This window comes from Achromobacter sp. T5-5, from assembly GCF_055397965.1.
In genome coordinates, this window is record NZ_AP027919.1 from 5,287,290 (window position 1) to 5,302,956 (window position 15,667).

The window sequence follows — 15,667 nt, forward strand, 5'->3', positions numbered from 1 at the left end:
TTGCCCTCCGACCTCACCCCCGCAACGCTTCCGGTCATCTGCCTGGCGGGCCCCACCGCGGCCGGAAAAAGCGCGTCCACGCTGGCCCTGGCCGACCGCTGGCCCCTCGAAATCATCAACGTGGACTCGGCCACGATCTATCGCGGCATGGACATCGGCACGGCCAAGCCCTCGCCCGAGGAACAGGCGCGCGTGCCCCAGCACCTGCTGGACATCCTGGATCCCGTCCAGTCGTATTCGGCCGCGGAATTCCGCGCCGACGCGCTGCGCCTGATCGACGACATCCGCGCGCGCGGCCGCATTCCGCTGCTGGCGGGCGGCACGATGATGTACTACAAGGCGCTGCGCGACGGCCTGGACGACCTGCCACAGGCCGATCCGGCCCTGCGCGCCGAACTGGAAGCGCGCGCCGCGCGCCTGGGTTGGCCCGCCCTGCACGCCGAGCTGGCGGCGCTGGACCCCGTCACCGCGGCGCGGCTCGCGCCCAACGACAGCCAGCGCATCCAGCGCGCCCTCGAAATCTGCCAGCTTTCCGGCCAGCCCATGTCGGCGCTGCTGCAGCGCGCGCAGCGCAAGCCGGACGACGACGCCAACCGCTACCTGACCATCAGCCTGGAACCCTCCGATCGCGCCGCCCTGCACGCGCGCATCGAACAGCGATTCGACGCGATGCTGCGCCAGGGCCTGCTCGACGAAGTGCGCGGCCTGCACGCCCGCGCCGACCTGCACCCGGGCCTGCCGTCCGTGCGCTGCGTCGGCTATCGGCAGATGTGGGCGTACCTGGACGGCGAGGTCGACCTGGACACGGCCCGCGAACAGGGCATCGCCGCGACCCGCCAGCTCGCCAAGCGCCAGATCACCTGGCTGCGCGCGCAGCCCGAACGCGTCATCGTGGATTGCCTGGCCGCCGACGCTGTCGCGCAGACCATTGACGCCGTGGCGCGGGCGCTGGCGCACTGACGGGTTGCGGGGCTCGCGGTACGCGAAGGTGTCAGACACCCCCGCCAACGCAGCGCCGCCCCGCCATCCGCCCCCCACTCACAAAAAAAATGACCGCCATCAGGCGGTCATCTTTCTTGCAGCGCATTCGCCGCGGCGTCACACCACGAAGGTCTGCGCCATGCCGGCTTCCTGGGGCACGATTTCGCCCAGCTTGCTGACGGTCTCGCCCTGCTCGCGCAGCGTGGCGGCGATGGCGTCGGCCTGGGCCGGATCCACCACCAGCACCATGCCGATGCCGCAGTTGAACACGCGGTACATCTCGGTGTCTTCGACGCCGCCCTGCTCCTGCAGCCACTGGAACAGCTTGGGCATTTCCCAGGCGTCGCGGTGCAGTTTGGCGGCCAGGCCGTCCTGCAGGATGCGCGGCACGTTGTCCAGCAAGCCGCCGCCCGTGATGTGGGCCAGGCCCTTGATGGCCGTGCCGTGCTTGGCCAGCGCGGCCAGCACCTGCTTGACGTAGATGCGGGTCGGGGCCATGACGACATCGACCATCTTCTGGCCGTGGAAATCGTCGTCCGGCTTGGCGTTGGCGCGTTCGAGGATCTTGCGCAGCAGCGAATAGCCGTTGGAGTGCGCGCCGCTGGAAGCCAGGCCCAGCACCACGTCGCCGGCCTTGATGGACTTGCCGTCGATGATCTTGGACTTTTCCACCGCGCCCACCGCGAAGCCGGCCAGGTCGTATTCGCCGTCCGGATACATGCCCGGCATTTCGGCGGTCTCGCCGCCGATCAGGGCGCAACCCGACAGTTCGCAGCCCTTGGCGATGCCGCCCACCACGGCGGCGGCCGTGTCCACCGACAACTTGCCGCAGCCGAAGTAATCCAGGAAGAACAGCGGTTCCGCGCCCTGCACCAGGATGTCGTTGACGCTCATGGCGACCAGGTCGATGCCGACCGTGTCGTGGCGGTTCCAGTCGAACGCCAGGCGCAGCTTGGTGCCGACGCCGTCGGTGCCGGACACCAGCACGGGCTCTTTATAGGTCTTCGGCACTTCGAACAGGCCGCCAAAGCCGCCGATACCGGCCAGCACCCCCGGGCGCATGGTGCGCGCGGCTAGGGGTTTGATACGGTCGACCAGGGCGTCGCCTGCGTCGATGTCGACACCCGCGTCGCGGTAGGTCAGGGGGGCTTTAGGTTGGTTCGTCATGAGAAATGCCGTGGGGTATGTAACAATTGCTGGGATTTTGGTGGAACGCCCTGCATTTTACGATGACGCGGGCGCCGACAGGCATGCGGGGCGCAAACCCGTGCCAGTGCAGGCGCTCGGACGCGACACCAGCCCCCCAGGTGGTTTAAAGTGTAGGGTTGGCCGGTATTGATTTTGCCAGTTTCTGGCAAGGCAAGCCCCCGGGCGGGTCCGGGCAGCCGTCCGGCAAGCCCCACGGCACAGTCCCCATGGGCCAGGCCGGGGCGCTTTTCGACCCGTGTATCACCGATTTTCTTGGCTTTTCCGGCGCCCCGGCAATGTTTGCCCGGCATGTCGCCCGCGGAAATCCCCTGCCTGGCGGCGCGGATTTCCGGTGGTTCCGAAAAAGCCCGATTGCTAACTCTCATGAACCGCCAGCTTCTGCTCGACGTTCTCCCCGCGCCAGCGCCATCGCTGAACAACTATATCGCCGGCCCCAACGGGGAAGCGGTGGCGGCCGTGCGTGCGCTCAAGCCGGGCCGGGCCCTGTACATCTGGGGCGCCGCCGGCTGCGGCCGCACCCACCTGCTGCGCGCGCTGACCGCGCGCCCCGACGCCGTCTTCATCGACCCCGCCAACGGCGAAAACATGCTGCGCCGCCTGGCCGAGGCCGATTCCAAATCGCCCATGCCCCAGTTCGTGGCGGTCGACGACGTGCACCGCATGGACGACAGCCGCCAGGCCGCGCTGTTCGCGCTGTACAACCGCTGGCGCGAATCCGCGGCCACCGGCCGGGCCTTCGCGCTGGCGCTGTCGGGCGACCGCTCGACGCTGTCGATGCCGCTGCGCGAAGACCTGCGCACGCGCCTGGGCTGGGACCTGGTGTTCCGCCTGGATCCGCTGTCCGATGCCGACAAGCTGGCCGCGCTGTCCGCCCAGGCGGCCGAACGCGGTCTGCACCTGGCGCCCGAAATCATCAACTGGATGCTCACGCACCACGAGCGCGACATCCGCAAGCTGGCGGCGCTGCTCGACGCGCTGGACCGTTACTCCCTGGCCACCGGCCGTCCCATCACCCTGCCCCTGCTGCGCGCCATGCTCGCAGATCCTGATTCACAACGCACATGACCACCCGACGTCTCGCCCTGTTCGACCTGGATCACACCCTGCTGCCGCTCGACAGCGACTACCAATGGGCCGATTACCTGGCGCGCACGGGCCGCGCGGGCGACCCCGTCCAGGCCCGCCGCCTGAATGACGACCTGATGGACCGCTACAACCGCGGCGAGCTCACCGCCGAACAGGCCGCCGAGTTCATGCTGGGGCTGCTGGCCGCGCATTCGCCGCATGATCTGGCGGCCTGGCATGAAACCTTCATGGGCGAAGTCATCCGCCCGTCCATCACGCCCGCCGCGCGCGACCTCGTGGAAGCGCACCTGGAAGCCGGTGATCTCTGCGCGATCGTCACGGCGACCAACAGCTTTGTCACCGCCCCGATCGCCCGCGCCTTCGGCGTGCCCCACCTGGTCGCGACCGACGCCGAGTACCTGCGCGGCCGCTACACGGGCCGCATCCTGGGCACGCCCAGCTTCAAGGAAGGCAAGGTCGTGCGCGTCAACGACTGGCTGGGCGGCATGGGGCTGGGGCTTGCGGATTTCTCCGAATCGTTTTTCTATAGCGATTCGGTCAATGATGTGCCGCTGCTCGAAAAAGTGACCCGTCCGATTGCCGCCAACCCCAGCCCGTCCCTGCGCGCCATCGCCCAGGAACGCGGCTGGCAAGTGATCGACCTGTTCGACCACATGGAAGATTCGAAGTCCTAATGATCACTGAAACCATAAAAAAATTCGTCGGCCGGCTGTTCGCGCCGACACCCAGGGGGCCGTTGCGCATCGGGCGCGACAAGCACGGCATCGACCGGCGCAACGTCTCGCGCCACGCCATCAAGGTGTGCGAGGTGCTGCGCCAGCATGGCTACGAAGCCTACATCGTCGGCGGCGCGGTGCGCGACCTCATCGTCGGCCTGGAGCCCAAGGACTTCGACGTGGCCACCAACGCCACGCCCGAACAGATCCGCCCGCTGTTCCGCCGCGCGCGCATCATCGGCCGCCGCTTCCAGCTCGTGCACGTCGTGTTCGGCCAGGAAATCATCGAGACCTCCACCTTCCGCGCGCCCGCCTCGGAAGACCAGGAAACCGACGAGCACGGCCGCATCCTGCGCGACAACGTGTTCGGATCGCAGGAAGAAGACGCCAAGCGCCGCGACTTCACCATGAACGCGCTGTACTACGACCCGCACAACGAGGAAGTCATCGACTACCACGATGGCGTGGCCGACCTGAAAAAGCGCCAGATCCGCATCATCGGCGACCCCGTCAAGCGCTACCGCGAAGACCCGGTCCGCATGCTGCGCGCGGTGCGCTTTGCCGCCAAGCTCAACGGCACGATCGATCCGGCCACGCGCGAACCGATCAGCACCATGGCGGACCTGATCGAAAACGTCCCGGCCTCGCGCCTGTTCGACGAAATGCTCAAGCTGCTGACCTGCGGCCACGCCATGGACTGCCTGCGCCAGTTGCGTGCCGACGGCCTGCACAACGGCCTGCTGCCGCTGCTGGACGTGGTGCTGGAGCAGCCCGGCGGCGAGCACTTCGTGGAACTCGCGCTGGAACGCACCGATGCGCGCGTGCGCGCCGGCAAGACCATCAGCCCCAGCTTCCTTTTTGCCGCGCTGCTGTGGCAGCAGGTCGAAGTGCGCTGGAAGCAGTTGCGCGCCCAGGGCGAGCACACCATCCCGGCGCTGTCGACGGCCGCGGACTCGGTGCTGGACGAACAGACGGAAAAGCTCGCCATCCAGCGCCGCTTCTCGTCCGACATGCGCGAGATCTGGTTCATGCAGCCGCGTTTCGAGCGCCGCATGGGCAAGACTATCTACCGCATGATCGAGCAGCCGCGCTTTCGCGCCGCCTGCGATTTCCTGCAGCTGCGCGCCGCCGCCGGCGAGTTCGACAGCGTGCTGGCGCAGTGGTGGATGGACCTGGCCAATGCCGACGACGCGACCCGCGCCGACATGATCGAAGAAGTCTCGCGCCAGCCGCGCGAGGCCGGCGACGTGCCCGCCTCGCCCGCGCGCCGGCGCCGCCGTCCGCGCCGCAGCGGCCCGCGCAGCGCGCCCGCCGCCGAGTAGCGCCGTGCCGCAGCCGACCGTGCGCGCATATGTCGGCCTGGGGGCCAACCTGGGCGACAGCGCGGCCACGCTGCGCCAGGTGCTGGCGCAACTGCAGGCGACGCCCGGCATCAACGCGGTGACCGCGTCGCCGTTCTACCGCAGCGCGCCGGTGGACGCCGCCGGCCCGGACTTCGTCAACGCCGTGGCCGCCGTGGATACCGTGCTTGCGCCGCTGGACCTGCTGGACGTCCTGCAGGCGCTGGAGAACCAGCATGGGCGCCAGCGCCCCTATCGCAACGCGCCCCGCACGCTGGACCTGGACCTGCTGCTGTACGGCGACACGCGGCTGGACCACGAACGGCTCATCCTGCCGCATCCCCGCCTGCATCTGCGCGCGTTCGTGCTGTTGCCCCTGCGCGACCTCGCGCCCGGCATTCCGGTATTGGGCAAGCCGGTCGAGGCGTGGATCGACGCCATCCACGACCAGCCGATCGAACGGCTCGCCGGCTGATCAGACCGGCGCCGGACCCGCGCATCATCCCTTGGGCGTGAACGCCATCATGGCGCGTTCGACGTCTTCCACCTGGGGCAGCCCCGCCTCATTGCCCAGATGCTGGATCTTGTGCGCCGACGCGGCGCGCGCGAACGTGAAGTGTTCGATCCACGGCTGCTCCGGCCGCGTCAGGTAGGACCACACGTAAGCGCCGTGAAACACGTCGCCGGCGCCCGAGGTATCGATGATGCGCGACGCCGGGACGTCCAGCGAAGGCAGCGTGTCGACCCGCCCCGTCTCGTCGTACCAGAGCATCCCCCGCTCGCCCATCGTCACCGCGCCGATGCGGCAGCCGCGCGCCTTGAGCAGGTCCAGCAGCCCCTCGGGCGACAGGCCAAGCTGCTCGCACATGCGCTCGGCGCACACCGCCACGTCGATATATCGCAGCAGCTCGTCGGTGTTCTCGCGCACGCCGCCGCCGTCCAGCGAGGTGAGCACGCCGGCCTGGCGGCACGCGCGCGCGTAATGCAGGGCAGCGTCGGGCTGATGGCCGTCCAGGTGAAGGACGCGGTAGCGGCCGATGTCCAGCCGGGGAAAATCGTTCAGGTAGTCGGCATCGCGCGCGCGCAGGATGGCGCGCTTGCCGTCCTTGGGCATGATGAACGACAGCGAGGAACGGCGCACCTGGCGCGCATGCAGCGTGACCCCGTGCGCGGCCGCCATGTCGGCGTACATGTGGCCCAGCCAGTCGGGCGCCAGCGTGCAGATCAGGTCGGGAGGGCTTCCCAGCCGCGCGCAGGCGAATGCGGCCGTGACCGCGTTGCCGCCGAAGGACACGGCGTAATCCCGCGCCACGCGCTTCTGGTCGCCCGTGGGCCACTCGTCGGCCAGCACGGTGACGTCGATGTAGGTATGTCCGATGAAAAGCGCCTCGCCCATGGGCCCGCCTTGTCAGGAAGCAGTGTGAGGAGTCTGGCTGCGCCGGGCGCGTCAGGCGCGCGCGGGTTCGCCCGCCTGCGCCAGCACCAGCCGGGCCCGCGCGATGACGGGCGCGTCGACCATCTTGCCGTCCAGCATGAACGTGCCCGCGGCCGTGTCGCGATGGGCGGCGACGACGCGCCGCGCCCATTCGAGTTCCTGTTGCGCCGGCACGAAGGCGGCATGGATGACCGGCACCTGCGTCGGGTGGATGCACAGCATGCCGCCAAAACCCATCTGCTGCGCGCGGCCGGCGGCGGCCGCGAGCCCCGCCAGGTCCTGCACGCCGGGAAAGACGCCGTCCAGCGCGGGCGCAAGGCCCGCGGCGCGGGTATGCAGCAACACCTGCACCCGGGCCTGGTCCAGCACCGTGTCGGCGCCCGGGGTGTCGGGCGTCAGGCCCAGATCCAGGCCGTAATCCAGGCTGCCGAACGCCAGCCGCGCCACGCCCGGCGTCGCGGCGATCTCGCCCGCATTGAGGATGCCCTGCGCCGTTTCAAGAATGGGAATCACCGGACAGCCGGCCTGCGCCGCATGCCGCACCTGCATCATGCCTTCGGCCTTGGGCAGCAGAATACCGGCCACGTTGGCCCGGCCGCGGCAGGCTTTCAGGTCGTCGTCATGCCAGGAGGTCGACGCGTCGTTGATGCGCACCCAGAGCCGCGCCTGGGGATTGAGGCCCAGGAAATCGCACAGGGCTTCGCGGGCCGACGCCTTGGCCAGGTGCTCCACGGCGTCTTCCAGGTCCACGATCACGGCGTCCGCGCCGGCGGCCAGCGCTTTGGGGATGCGCTCGGGCCGCGAGGCCGGCACGAACAGCGCGCTACGTACGACGGGATGCATCACACGACCTCCGAGGCATGGAACCGCGCCACCTGTTCCGGCGCGTATCCCAGTGATGCTAGCACCGCATCGGTGTTTTGGCCCACCGCGGGCACCGACCCCATGCGCGGCGCGAAGGCGCTGCTGCTGGCGGGCGGCAGCAGCGCCGGCAGCGCGCCGGCGGGGCTGTCCACCTCGCTCCAGCGCTGGCGCGCCTGCAACTGCGGATGCGCCCACACGCCCGCCATGTCGTTGACGCGGGCATTGGCGATCTGCGCGTCCTCCAGGCGCTGCGTCACCTGTTCGATGGACAGATCGGCGAACGCGGCCACGATCAGCGCGCGCAGGGCCTCGCGATTGGCCGTGCGCAGCGAATTCGAGATGAAGCGCGGATCCTCGGCCAGCTCGGCCTGGCGCAGCACCTGGGCGCAGAAGACGCGCCATTCGCGCTCGTTCTGCAGGCCCAGCATGATGGTCGAGCCGCCGCCCACGGGAAACGGCCCGTAGGGATAGATGGACGCATGGGCCGCGCCGGCGCGAACGGGCGGGGCCGCGCCGTCGAAGGCGTAGTACATGGGAAAGCCCATCCATTCGACCATGCTTTCCAGCATGGACACGTCCAGGCGGCTGCCCAGGCCCGTGCGCTGGCGCAGCAGCAGGGCATTGAGGATGGCCGAATAGGCGTACATGCCCGCGGCGATGTCCGCGATCGAGCAGCCCGCCTTGACCGGATCGTCCTTCGTGCCGGTCACCGACAGAAAGCCGCTCTCGCTCTGGATCAGCAGGTCATAGGCCTTCTTGTCCTGGTAGGGACCGCCCTCGCCGTAGCCCGAGATGTCGCAGACGATCAGGCGCGGGTACTTCGCGTGCAGCGCCTCGAACGACAGGCCCAGCCGCGCCGCGGCGCCGGGGGCAAGGTTCTGCACCAGCACGTCGGCCGATTCCAGCAGGCGGCCCATGATGCCGGCGGCCTCTTCGCGTTTGAGGTCCAGCGTCAGGCTTTCCTTGCTGCGGTTGGTCCAGACGAAGTGCGAGGACAGCCCCCGCACGCGTTCGTCGTAGCCGCGGGCGAAGTCGCCGCTGCCCGGGCGTTCGATCTTGATGACGCGCGCGCCCATGTCCGCCAGCTGGCGGGTGCAGAAAGGCGCGGCGATGGCGTGTTCCAGGCTGACGACGGTGATGCCGTCCAGCGGTCGGGAGGCCTGCGTGTTCATTCGGTGAACCTCAGTTCGGCTTGGTGGGCCAGCGTGCCGTCCTGCTCGGCCCAGAGCTGGGCGACGCCCGGCTCGGTCAGGCAGCCGGCAACCTGGAAGGGCGCGGGTGAAATCAGCGGGCGCAAGCCGCGGTAGGACAGATGCGTGAGGCGGGCCCCGGGATGGGCGCGCACGAAGGCGGCGACCATCTCGGTGGCGATGAGCGGACCGTGCACGACCAGGCCGGGATAGCCCTCGACGCCGGTGACGTAGGGATGGTCGTAGTGGATGCGATGGCCGTTGAACGTGACGGCCGAATAGCGGAACAGCAGGACCGGGGTCGGATGGACGGTATCGCTCCATTCGGCCCGCGGCGCGGGCTCGCTGCCCGTCAGCTTGGGCGGCGTCGGCTGGCGATACACGATGTCCTGCTCTTCGAGGATGGCCACTTCACCCGACTGCACGTACTCATGCCGCACGGTGACGAACAGCAGGGAACCGGTGCGGCCCGTCTTTTCCTTGACCTCGGCCACCGTGGACACGCGCTCGGCCGGCACGCCGACCTTGAGCGGCTGGCGGAATTCGACCCGGCCGCCCGCCCACATGCGGTTGCGGTCCTGGGCGGGCGGCAAGAAGCCGCCGCGCGAGGGATGCCCATCCGTCCCCAAACCGTCCATGCCCACCGTGGAAATGAAGAACGCCCATTGCCACAGCGGCGGCAGGTCGTCCCCCTGGGCCGGCACGGGCCCGCCCAGCGTGGCGGCGATGCGCGCGGCGTGGCCGGGATCCATGGCGTCCGCCTTGCGCTCGCCGCTGCCGACCCATGCGGCCGGATCTGTAGATGTCATGCCGAGTCCCTTTGGTGGAGTTTTCACAGCCTGAAGCATGCCCGCAAGCCATCGCCCCTGTGAATTCGTTTTTCCTCAAGGCGGGGTTTGCTGCGCCTGAATCGGCCATCCACGCCGCGACCGGTGGCCGGTCGCCACCCTCGTATCGCCAGTAGCCCGTGGCGCGTCGGCGCGCCGTAATATATGGGCCATGCACTTCGACCTAGCCGATCTCCGTCTGTTCATCCACATCGCCGAATCCCCCAGCCTGACCCAGGCGGCCAAGCGGGCGCACCTGTCCCTGGCCGCGGTCAGCGTGCGGATCAAGGCGCTGGAAAACCAGCTCAACACGCGCCTGCTGTATCGCGACAGCCGCGGCGTGGAAATCACGCCCGCGGGCCAGAAACTGCTGCAGCACGCGCGGGTCATCATGCGGCAGGTGGATCACCTGAAGCACGACTTCCAGGAACAGGCGGACGGCGACGCGGGCCACATCCGCATCTTCGCCAACACCACGGCCGTGACGGAATTCATGCCGGACATCCTGGCGCAATTTTTGTCCGGGCATCCCGGCGTCACGGTGGACCTGCAGGAACGCCTGACGCGCGACATCGTGCGCGGCGTGCTGGACGGGACCACCGACCTGGGCATCGTCGCCGGGCCGGTGGACGCGCCCGAATTGCAGGCCATCCACTTCAGCACCGACCGGCTGGTCCTGGTGGTGCCCAACGGCCATCCGCTGCAGGACCAGGACAAGGTCAAGCTCGCGGACGCGGTGCGCTATCCGTTCATCACCATGCACGAAGGCTCGACGCTGGTGGCCTTTCTGCGCGACCAGCTCGAACGCGTCGGGCAGCGCCTGCCGCAGCGCATCCAGCTCTACAGCTTCGACTCGATCTGCCGCATGGTGCAGGCGGGCGTGGGCATCGGCGTCATTCCCGATTCGGCCGCGCGCCGCTATGGGGCGGACACCGCGCTGCGCGTCGTCGAACTGGACGAGCCGTGGGTGGTGCGCGAACGCAAGCTGCTGGTGCGGGACATCGACGCCCTGCCCGGTTGCGCGCGCGAACTCATCGAACAGATCCAGTCGCCGGCCGCGCCCTGAGTCCGCCGCGCCTCACTTTCCCTTGAACGCTGGCGGACGCTTTTCCGCAAAGGCGCGCATGCCTTCCAGGTAGTCGTCGGTGTAGCCCAGCTCGCGCTGCAAGCGGCATTCCAGGTCGAACTGCTGCGCCAGCGTGTTGCCGCTGGACGCCTGCAGCGCCGCCTTGGTGGCCGCGTAGGCGCGCGTGGGGCCGGCGGCCAGCGTGTCGGTCACCTGCCCGATCGTGTCGGCCAGCGCCGCGTCGGGCACGACCCGCCAGATGAGACCCCAGGATTCGGCCTGCGCCGCCGACACCGATTCGCCGAAGAGCGCCGCGCCCATCGCGCGTGCCGACCCCACCAGCCGGGGCAGGAACCACGTTCCGCCGGCATCGGGCAAGAGGCCGATCTTGCTGAACGCCTGCACGAAACGCGCCGACTCCACGGCAAAGACCACGTCGCAGGCCAGCACCAGGCTGGCGCCCGCGCCCGCCGCCACGCCGTTCATCACACACACCACCGGCACCGGCAAGGCGCGCAGACGGTTGATGAGGGGCCGATAGCACTTTTCCAGAATGAGGCTCAGGTCGCGGCGCGAGCCGTCCTCGGCAGGCTTGCGCTCGCCCAGGTCCTGCCCGGCGCAGAAGCCGCGGCCGGCGCCCGTGATCACCAGGCCGCGCAGGCCCTCATGGCCTTCCAGCACGTCCAGCGCCCGCGCCAGCTCGCCGTGCATGACCTCGGTGAAACTGTTCATGCGCTCGGGGCGGTTGAGCGTGATGACGCCTACGCCGCGCTCAAGCGTGAAACGGATCTGCGTGAATTCAGGTGTCTGCGCGCTCATGCCAGTTCCTCCAGGACGGCCAGTTGCTCGGCGCTGTCGCCCATCAACAGGTCCACGACCGTCAGGCGCTTGAAGTAGTCGCCGACTTCCAGTTCGTCCGTCATGCCCATGCCCCCGTGCAATTGCACGGCCAGTTGCGCCACCAGCCGCCCGGCGCGCGCGGCCTCCAGCTTGGCCGATGCGATCATGCGGCGCCGCTGCGCGGCGTCGGGTTCGGTCAGCGCCGCCACCGCCACGTACGCCATGGACAGCGCCAGCTCCTTGGCCACCAGCATCTCGGCCAGGCGGTGCTGCAATGCCTGGAACGCGGCCAGCGGCTGGCCGAACTGCTTGCGCGTCTTCAGATAGTCGACCGTGATCTCCAGCAGGCGCTCCATGGCGCCCGCCGCATGCGCGCACAGCGCGGCCGTGCCCCACTGCAGGGCCTGGGCCAGCGCGTGGTCGGCGGCCTCGCCCTGCGCCAGCAGCGCGTCCTGGGGCACGCCCACCGCGTCCAGGTCCAGCCGCGCGCAGCGCGCGCCGTCCAGCGTGGGCGTGTCCGTAACGCGCACCCCGGCGGCATCGGCCGGCACCGCCAGCAGGACGGTCTGGCCGTCGTCGCCGCGCGCGCTGATGAACCAGGCATCCGCTGCCGCGCCGTGCCACACCAGGTGCTTGGCGCCGTCCAGCCGCCAGCCTTCGGCGGTGCGGGCGGCGCGGCAGTCCACCGGCTCGGCCGCGTAGCGGCGACCCGGCTCCTGCCAGGCCACGCTGACGATGGCCTCGCCCGAGGCGATGGCCGGCAGCCAGCGCCCGCGCGCCGCATCGCCGCAGGCGTCGATGAGCGCGGCGCCCATCACGGCGCTGGGGATGACCGGCTCGGACACCAGCGCGCGGCCCAGCACGACATGCACGGGCAGCAGGCTCGCGGGCACTTCGCCGAAGCCGCCGTGGTCCTGCGAAATATTCAGGCCCAGCACGCCCAGCTCGGCCAGCGCATTCCAGGCCTGCCGGTCCAGCGCGCCCGCGGCTTGCCGGGCGCGGCGCTGGGGAAAGGTCCATGCCTGGTCCACCAGGCGGCGCAGGCTGTCGGCCAGCATGCGCTGTTCTTCGGTGTAGATGAAATCCATGCGTCGTGTTCCTGTCGGGTTGCGGCGGCGCCTGCGCGCTATACGCCCAGCACCAGCCGGGCGATGATGCCCTTCTGCACTTCGGTCGTACCGCCGTAGATCGAGGTCTTGCGCATATCGGCATAGCCGGCGCCCGCCGCCGCGGCCATCTCGGGCCCCGGGCCGTGAAAGTCGGCGTCCGCCCGCATCCAGTCGGGGTCGTAGGGCCAGCAATCCGGACCCGCGACCTCCATCTGCAGCATGGCCAGATCCTGCTGGATTTCCGAGCCGCGGATCTTGAGCACCGAGGCCTCCGGCCCCGGCGTGCCGTCGTTGCTGGCCGCCACGCGCAGCAGCAGCATCTCCAGCGCCATGATGTCGACCTCGATGCGCGAGATGCGGTCGCGCATCCGGCTGTCCCGCAGCAGCGGCCTGCCGCGCGACTGCGCGCGCGCCGCCATGTCCTTCAGGATGCCCAGCTCGCGGTGGCAGTGGCCCAGGCCCGCGATGCCGGTGCGCTCGTGGCCCAGCAGGTATTTGGCGTAGGTCCAGCCCTGGTTCTCTTCGCCCACGAGGTTGGCCGCCGGCACGCGCACGTCTTCGAGCCAGACTTCGTTGACGTCATGGCCGCCGTCGAGCGTGCGGATGGGGCGCACGGTGACGCCGGGCGAGCGCATGTCCAGCAGCAGCATCGAGATGCCGCGCTGGGCGCGCGCCTCGGGATCGGTGCGCACCAGGCAGAACATCCAATCGGCGTACTGGGCGAGCGTGGTCCAGGTCTTCTGGCCGTTGACGACGTAATCGTCGCCGTCGCGCACGGCCCGCGTCTTCAGGGACGCCAGATCGGACCCCGAGCCCGGCTCGGAATAGCCCTGGCACCACCAGTCCTCCACACGGATCATGCGCGGCAGCAGGCGGGCCTTCTGGTCGGCGCTGCCGTATTTCATCAGCACGGGGCCGATCATGGACAGGCCGAACGGCAGCAGCCGCGGCGCGCCGGCCTTGAAGCACTCCACCTCGAAGATCAGGCGCTGCAGCGCGTTCCAGCCCGTGCCGCCGTGCTCGACGGGCCAGTTGGGCGCGCCCCAGCCCTGGTCGGCCAGGATGTTGTGCCAGCGCACGTAATCGTCGCGTTCCAGCCGCTGGTGCCGCAGCACCTTGCCGCGGATGTCGTCCGGCAGCTTGGCGGCGGCGAAGGCGCGCACGTCTTCTCGGAATTGGCGCTCTTGCGGCGTCCAGGTCAGGTTCATGGTCCACCTCCTTTGCCCGGTATCTAGCCACGGCCCGCACGGCCGGACAATCTGCCTCTCCCGAAGACGGGCTTCGCGCTGCGTGTAGGGCGCGCGGCCCACTACGGATTGGCAAAAGTCCTGCTTCAGCAATGAAGAATGGCCGAAGCGGGGCCGCAGTGCCGACACTAGGGGCCTGTTCCGATTCAACCCGTCATCACCGGAAATCCAACGCACCATGACTGCTCCCGATCAGACGGATAGCGTGTCGCAAGGCGTCGAGGCGCAGTACCGCCAGGCGCTCGACGACGGCCGCTTTCTCATCCAGCGCTGTGCCGGCTGCGACCGCGCCGTGTTCTATCCCCGCATGGTCTGCCCCCATTGCGGCGCGGACAAACTCGCCTGGGCAACGCCCGACGGTCGCGGCACCGTCTATTCCACGACAGTGGTGCGGCGCAAGCCCGAGGCGGGCGGCGACTACAACGTGGCGCTGATCGACCTGCACGAGGGCGTCAGGCTCATGAGCCGCGTCGACGGCGTGGCGCCGGACGCGGTCCGGATCGGCATGGCGGTGCGCGCGCAGGTGGTCCAGCAGGACGGGCGCGGGCTGGTCGTTTTCATCCCCAACAAGGAGGCGCAATGACGCTGAAGGATCTGCGCGGCGCCGTGGCCGTGGCCGGCGTGGGCCATGCCGGCCTGGGACAGGCCGCGGGCTATACCGAAATGGAAATCCTGGTCCAGGCGGCGCAGCGCGCCGTGGCGGACGCGGGCCTGTCGATGCGCGACATCGACGGCATCTGCACCGCCAGCGTGGCCGCGCCGATGTGGGCCATGCCGGTGATCGAACACCTGGGCATCCGCCCCACCTTCATCGACAGCACCATGCTGGGCGGCTCCAGCTTCGTGGCGCACCTGATGCCCGCCCTGCACGCGCTGGCGTCGGGCCAGTGCAATGCGGTGCTGGTCTGCTATGGCAGCACGCAGCGCACGTCCACGCTGAGCCGCGCCGAGATCGGCCGCGTGCGCAAGCAGTTCGATCCGCAACCCTACGAAACGCCCTACGACCCGCTGAGCCCGCTGTCCTCGTATGCCCTGGCGGCGGCCCGCCACATGCACCAGTACGGCACCCGCCGCGAAGACCTGGCGCGGGTGGCGCTGGCGGCCAACCAATGGGCCCGGCTCAATCCCGAGGCGCAGTTGCGCGAGCCGACGACGCTGGAGCAGATCCTGTCCGCGCGCATGGTGTCCGATCCCTTGAGCGTGCGCGACTGCTGCCTGGTCACCGATGGCGCGGGCGCCTACGTGCTGGTGCGCGCCGACCGGGCGCGAGACCTGCCGCGTCCGCCCGTCTATGTGCTGGGCAATGCCACGGCGGTCTGGAACCGGCAGATCTCCTCCATGGAAGACCTGACCGTGACCGCGGCATCCGAATCCGGCCGCCGCGCCTATGACATGGCCGGCGTGGCCCCCAAGGATATCGACGTGGTGGAGCTCTACGACGCCTTCACCATCAATACGCTGCTGTTCCTGGAAGACCTGGGCTTCTGCGCCAAGGGCGAAAGCAAGGAGTTCATCGCGGACGGCGCCATCGCGCCGGGCGGGCGGCTACCCGTCAACACCAATGGCGGCGGCCTGTGCTGCGTGCATCCCGGCATGTATGGGGTGTTCATCATGATCGAAGCGGTGCGCCAGTTGCGCGGCGAATGCGGCGAACGGCAGGTTGCGGATGCGCAGTTGGCGCTGGTGCATGGCAATGGCGGTACGCTGTCCAGCCAATCGACCGCCATCCTGGGCACCCAGGCAACACTCTGACCCGA

At 69.3% G+C, this 15,667-nt stretch carries 16 protein-coding genes; 8 read left to right on the forward strand and 8 right to left on the reverse strand.

What is annotated here, in order from left to right; translation table 11 throughout:
* Positions 1–960: a tRNA (adenosine(37)-N6)-dimethylallyltransferase MiaA gene (gene miaA / locus ACZ50Q_RS23990; protein WP_464079743.1), complete on the forward strand. Its 960-nt coding sequence runs from the start codon at positions 1–3 to the stop codon at positions 958–960.
* A 138-nt stretch (positions 961–1,098) separates the two neighbouring features.
* On the opposite strand, the gene purM is transcribed toward miaA, so the two are convergent.
* Positions 1,099–2,148, reverse strand: a complete 1,050-nt coding sequence (purM, locus tag ACZ50Q_RS23995; RefSeq protein WP_076518977.1) for a phosphoribosylformylglycinamidine cyclo-ligase — start codon at positions 2,146–2,148, stop codon at positions 1,099–1,101.
* A 405-nt stretch (positions 2,149–2,553) separates the two neighbouring features.
* On the opposite strand from purM, the gene hda reads away from it, so the two are divergent.
* Genes hda through ACZ50Q_RS24015 form a run of 4 tightly spaced genes read left to right on the forward strand, consistent with a single transcriptional unit; the run spans position 2,554 to position 5,807 of the window.
* Entirely contained in the window at positions 2,554–3,255 is a 702-nt protein-coding gene (gene hda, locus ACZ50Q_RS24000) for a DnaA regulatory inactivator Hda (RefSeq protein ID WP_076518976.1), read from the forward strand.
* Positions 3,252–3,950, forward strand: a complete 699-nt coding sequence (locus ACZ50Q_RS24005; RefSeq protein ID WP_464079744.1) for an HAD family hydrolase — start codon at positions 3,252–3,254, stop codon at positions 3,948–3,950. The genes hda and ACZ50Q_RS24005 overlap by 4 nt, the downstream gene beginning before the upstream one ends.
* Complete coding sequence (pcnB, locus tag ACZ50Q_RS24010; protein WP_464079745.1) at positions 3,950–5,314, forward strand: polynucleotide adenylyltransferase PcnB; 1,365 nt, start codon at positions 3,950–3,952, stop codon at positions 5,312–5,314. Before ACZ50Q_RS24005 ends, pcnB begins: the two co-directional genes overlap by 1 nt.
* Before the next feature lie 4 nt (positions 5,315–5,318).
* Positions 5,319–5,807 (forward strand): 2-amino-4-hydroxy-6-hydroxymethyldihydropteridine diphosphokinase, encoded by a 489-nt coding sequence (locus ACZ50Q_RS24015; protein ID WP_464079746.1) that lies wholly within the window; start codon positions 5,319–5,321, stop codon positions 5,805–5,807.
* 24 nt (positions 5,808–5,831) lie between these two features.
* On the opposite strand, the gene ACZ50Q_RS24020 is transcribed toward ACZ50Q_RS24015, so the two are convergent.
* The 4 genes from ACZ50Q_RS24020 to ACZ50Q_RS24035 are packed head-to-tail and all read right to left on the reverse strand — an operon-like array spanning position 5,832 to position 9,630.
* Entirely contained in the window at positions 5,832–6,728 is an 897-nt protein-coding gene (locus tag ACZ50Q_RS24020; RefSeq protein ID WP_464079747.1) for a sugar kinase, read from the reverse strand.
* A gap of 51 nt (positions 6,729–6,779) precedes the next feature.
* Positions 6,780–7,613: an HpcH/HpaI aldolase/citrate lyase family protein gene (locus ACZ50Q_RS24025; protein ID WP_464079748.1), complete on the reverse strand. Its 834-nt coding sequence runs from the start codon at positions 7,611–7,613 to the stop codon at positions 6,780–6,782.
* Positions 7,610–8,803, reverse strand: coding sequence for a CaiB/BaiF CoA transferase family protein (locus ACZ50Q_RS24030; RefSeq protein ID WP_464079749.1), 1,194 nt, complete (start codon positions 8,801–8,803; stop codon positions 7,610–7,612). Before ACZ50Q_RS24030 ends, ACZ50Q_RS24025 begins: the two co-directional genes overlap by 4 nt.
* Positions 8,800–9,630, reverse strand: a complete 831-nt coding sequence (locus ACZ50Q_RS24035; protein WP_464079750.1) for an HTD2 family dehydratase — start codon at positions 9,628–9,630, stop codon at positions 8,800–8,802. The genes ACZ50Q_RS24030 and ACZ50Q_RS24035 overlap by 4 nt, the downstream gene beginning before the upstream one ends.
* Before the next feature lie 190 nt (positions 9,631–9,820).
* Between ACZ50Q_RS24035 and ACZ50Q_RS24040 the strand changes: the two genes are divergently transcribed.
* Positions 9,821–10,714, forward strand: coding sequence for a LysR family transcriptional regulator (locus ACZ50Q_RS24040; RefSeq protein WP_092581869.1), 894 nt, complete (start codon positions 9,821–9,823; stop codon positions 10,712–10,714).
* 12 nt (positions 10,715–10,726) lie between these two features.
* On the opposite strand, the gene paaG is transcribed toward ACZ50Q_RS24040, so the two are convergent.
* The 3 genes from paaG to ACZ50Q_RS24055 are packed head-to-tail and all read right to left on the reverse strand — an operon-like array spanning position 10,727 to position 13,871.
* Positions 10,727–11,533 (reverse strand): 2-(1,2-epoxy-1,2-dihydrophenyl)acetyl-CoA isomerase PaaG, encoded by an 807-nt coding sequence (paaG, locus tag ACZ50Q_RS24045; RefSeq protein ID WP_464079751.1) that lies wholly within the window; start codon positions 11,531–11,533, stop codon positions 10,727–10,729.
* Positions 11,530–12,642, reverse strand: a complete 1,113-nt coding sequence (locus ACZ50Q_RS24050; protein ID WP_464079752.1) for an acyl-CoA dehydrogenase family protein — start codon at positions 12,640–12,642, stop codon at positions 11,530–11,532. Before ACZ50Q_RS24050 ends, paaG begins: the two co-directional genes overlap by 4 nt.
* Before the next feature lie 38 nt (positions 12,643–12,680).
* Complete coding sequence (locus tag ACZ50Q_RS24055) at positions 12,681–13,871, reverse strand: acyl-CoA dehydrogenase family protein (protein ID WP_464079753.1); 1,191 nt, start codon at positions 13,869–13,871, stop codon at positions 12,681–12,683.
* A gap of 217 nt (positions 13,872–14,088) precedes the next feature.
* Here ACZ50Q_RS24055 and ACZ50Q_RS24060 point away from each other — a divergent pair, with 217 nt between their 5' ends.
* Together ACZ50Q_RS24060 and ACZ50Q_RS24065 are read left to right on the forward strand one after the other, a co-directional pair.
* Entirely contained in the window at positions 14,089–14,493 is a 405-nt protein-coding gene (locus tag ACZ50Q_RS24060) for a Zn-ribbon domain-containing OB-fold protein (protein WP_464079754.1), read from the forward strand.
* The gene (locus ACZ50Q_RS24065) at positions 14,490–15,662 is read left to right on the forward strand and encodes a thiolase (protein ID WP_464079755.1); all 1,173 of its coding nucleotides are present in this window, start codon (positions 14,490–14,492) and stop codon (positions 15,660–15,662) included. Before ACZ50Q_RS24060 ends, ACZ50Q_RS24065 begins: the two co-directional genes overlap by 4 nt.
* The last annotated feature ends 5 nt before the right edge of the window (positions 15,663–15,667 follow it).

What these genes read in the sequence shown, in the direction of transcription:
- ACZ50Q_RS24005 (WP_464079744.1), top strand. Translation starts at nt 3,252, where the DNA reads ATGACCACCCGACGTCTCGCCCTGTTCGACCTGGATCACACCCTGCTG.
- paaG (WP_464079751.1), bottom strand. Translation starts at nt 11,533, where the DNA reads ATGAGCGCGCAGACACCTGAATTCACGCAGATCCGTTTCACGCTTGAG.
- ACZ50Q_RS24060 (WP_464079754.1), top strand. Translation starts at nt 14,089, where the DNA reads ATGACTGCTCCCGATCAGACGGATAGCGTGTCGCAAGGCGTCGAGGCG.
- ACZ50Q_RS24040 (WP_092581869.1), top strand. Translation starts at nt 9,821, where the DNA reads ATGCACTTCGACCTAGCCGATCTCCGTCTGTTCATCCACATCGCCGAA.
- purM (WP_076518977.1), bottom strand. Translation starts at nt 2,148, where the DNA reads ATGACGAACCAACCTAAAGCCCCCCTGACCTACCGCGACGCGGGTGTC.
- ACZ50Q_RS24055 (WP_464079753.1), bottom strand. Translation starts at nt 13,871, where the DNA reads ATGAACCTGACCTGGACGCCGCAAGAGCGCCAATTCCGAGAAGACGTG.
- ACZ50Q_RS24050 (WP_464079752.1), bottom strand. Translation starts at nt 12,642, where the DNA reads ATGGATTTCATCTACACCGAAGAACAGCGCATGCTGGCCGACAGCCTG.
- ACZ50Q_RS24020 (WP_464079747.1), bottom strand. Translation starts at nt 6,728, where the DNA reads ATGGGCGAGGCGCTTTTCATCGGACATACCTACATCGACGTCACCGTG.
- pcnB (WP_464079745.1), top strand. Translation starts at nt 3,950, where the DNA reads ATGATCACTGAAACCATAAAAAAATTCGTCGGCCGGCTGTTCGCGCCG.
- hda (WP_076518976.1), top strand. Translation starts at nt 2,554, where the DNA reads ATGAACCGCCAGCTTCTGCTCGACGTTCTCCCCGCGCCAGCGCCATCG.
- ACZ50Q_RS24065 (WP_464079755.1), top strand. Translation starts at nt 14,490, where the DNA reads ATGACGCTGAAGGATCTGCGCGGCGCCGTGGCCGTGGCCGGCGTGGGC.
- ACZ50Q_RS24035 (WP_464079750.1), bottom strand. Translation starts at nt 9,630, where the DNA reads ATGACATCTACAGATCCGGCCGCATGGGTCGGCAGCGGCGAGCGCAAG.
- ACZ50Q_RS24030 (WP_464079749.1), bottom strand. Translation starts at nt 8,803, where the DNA reads ATGAACACGCAGGCCTCCCGACCGCTGGACGGCATCACCGTCGTCAGC.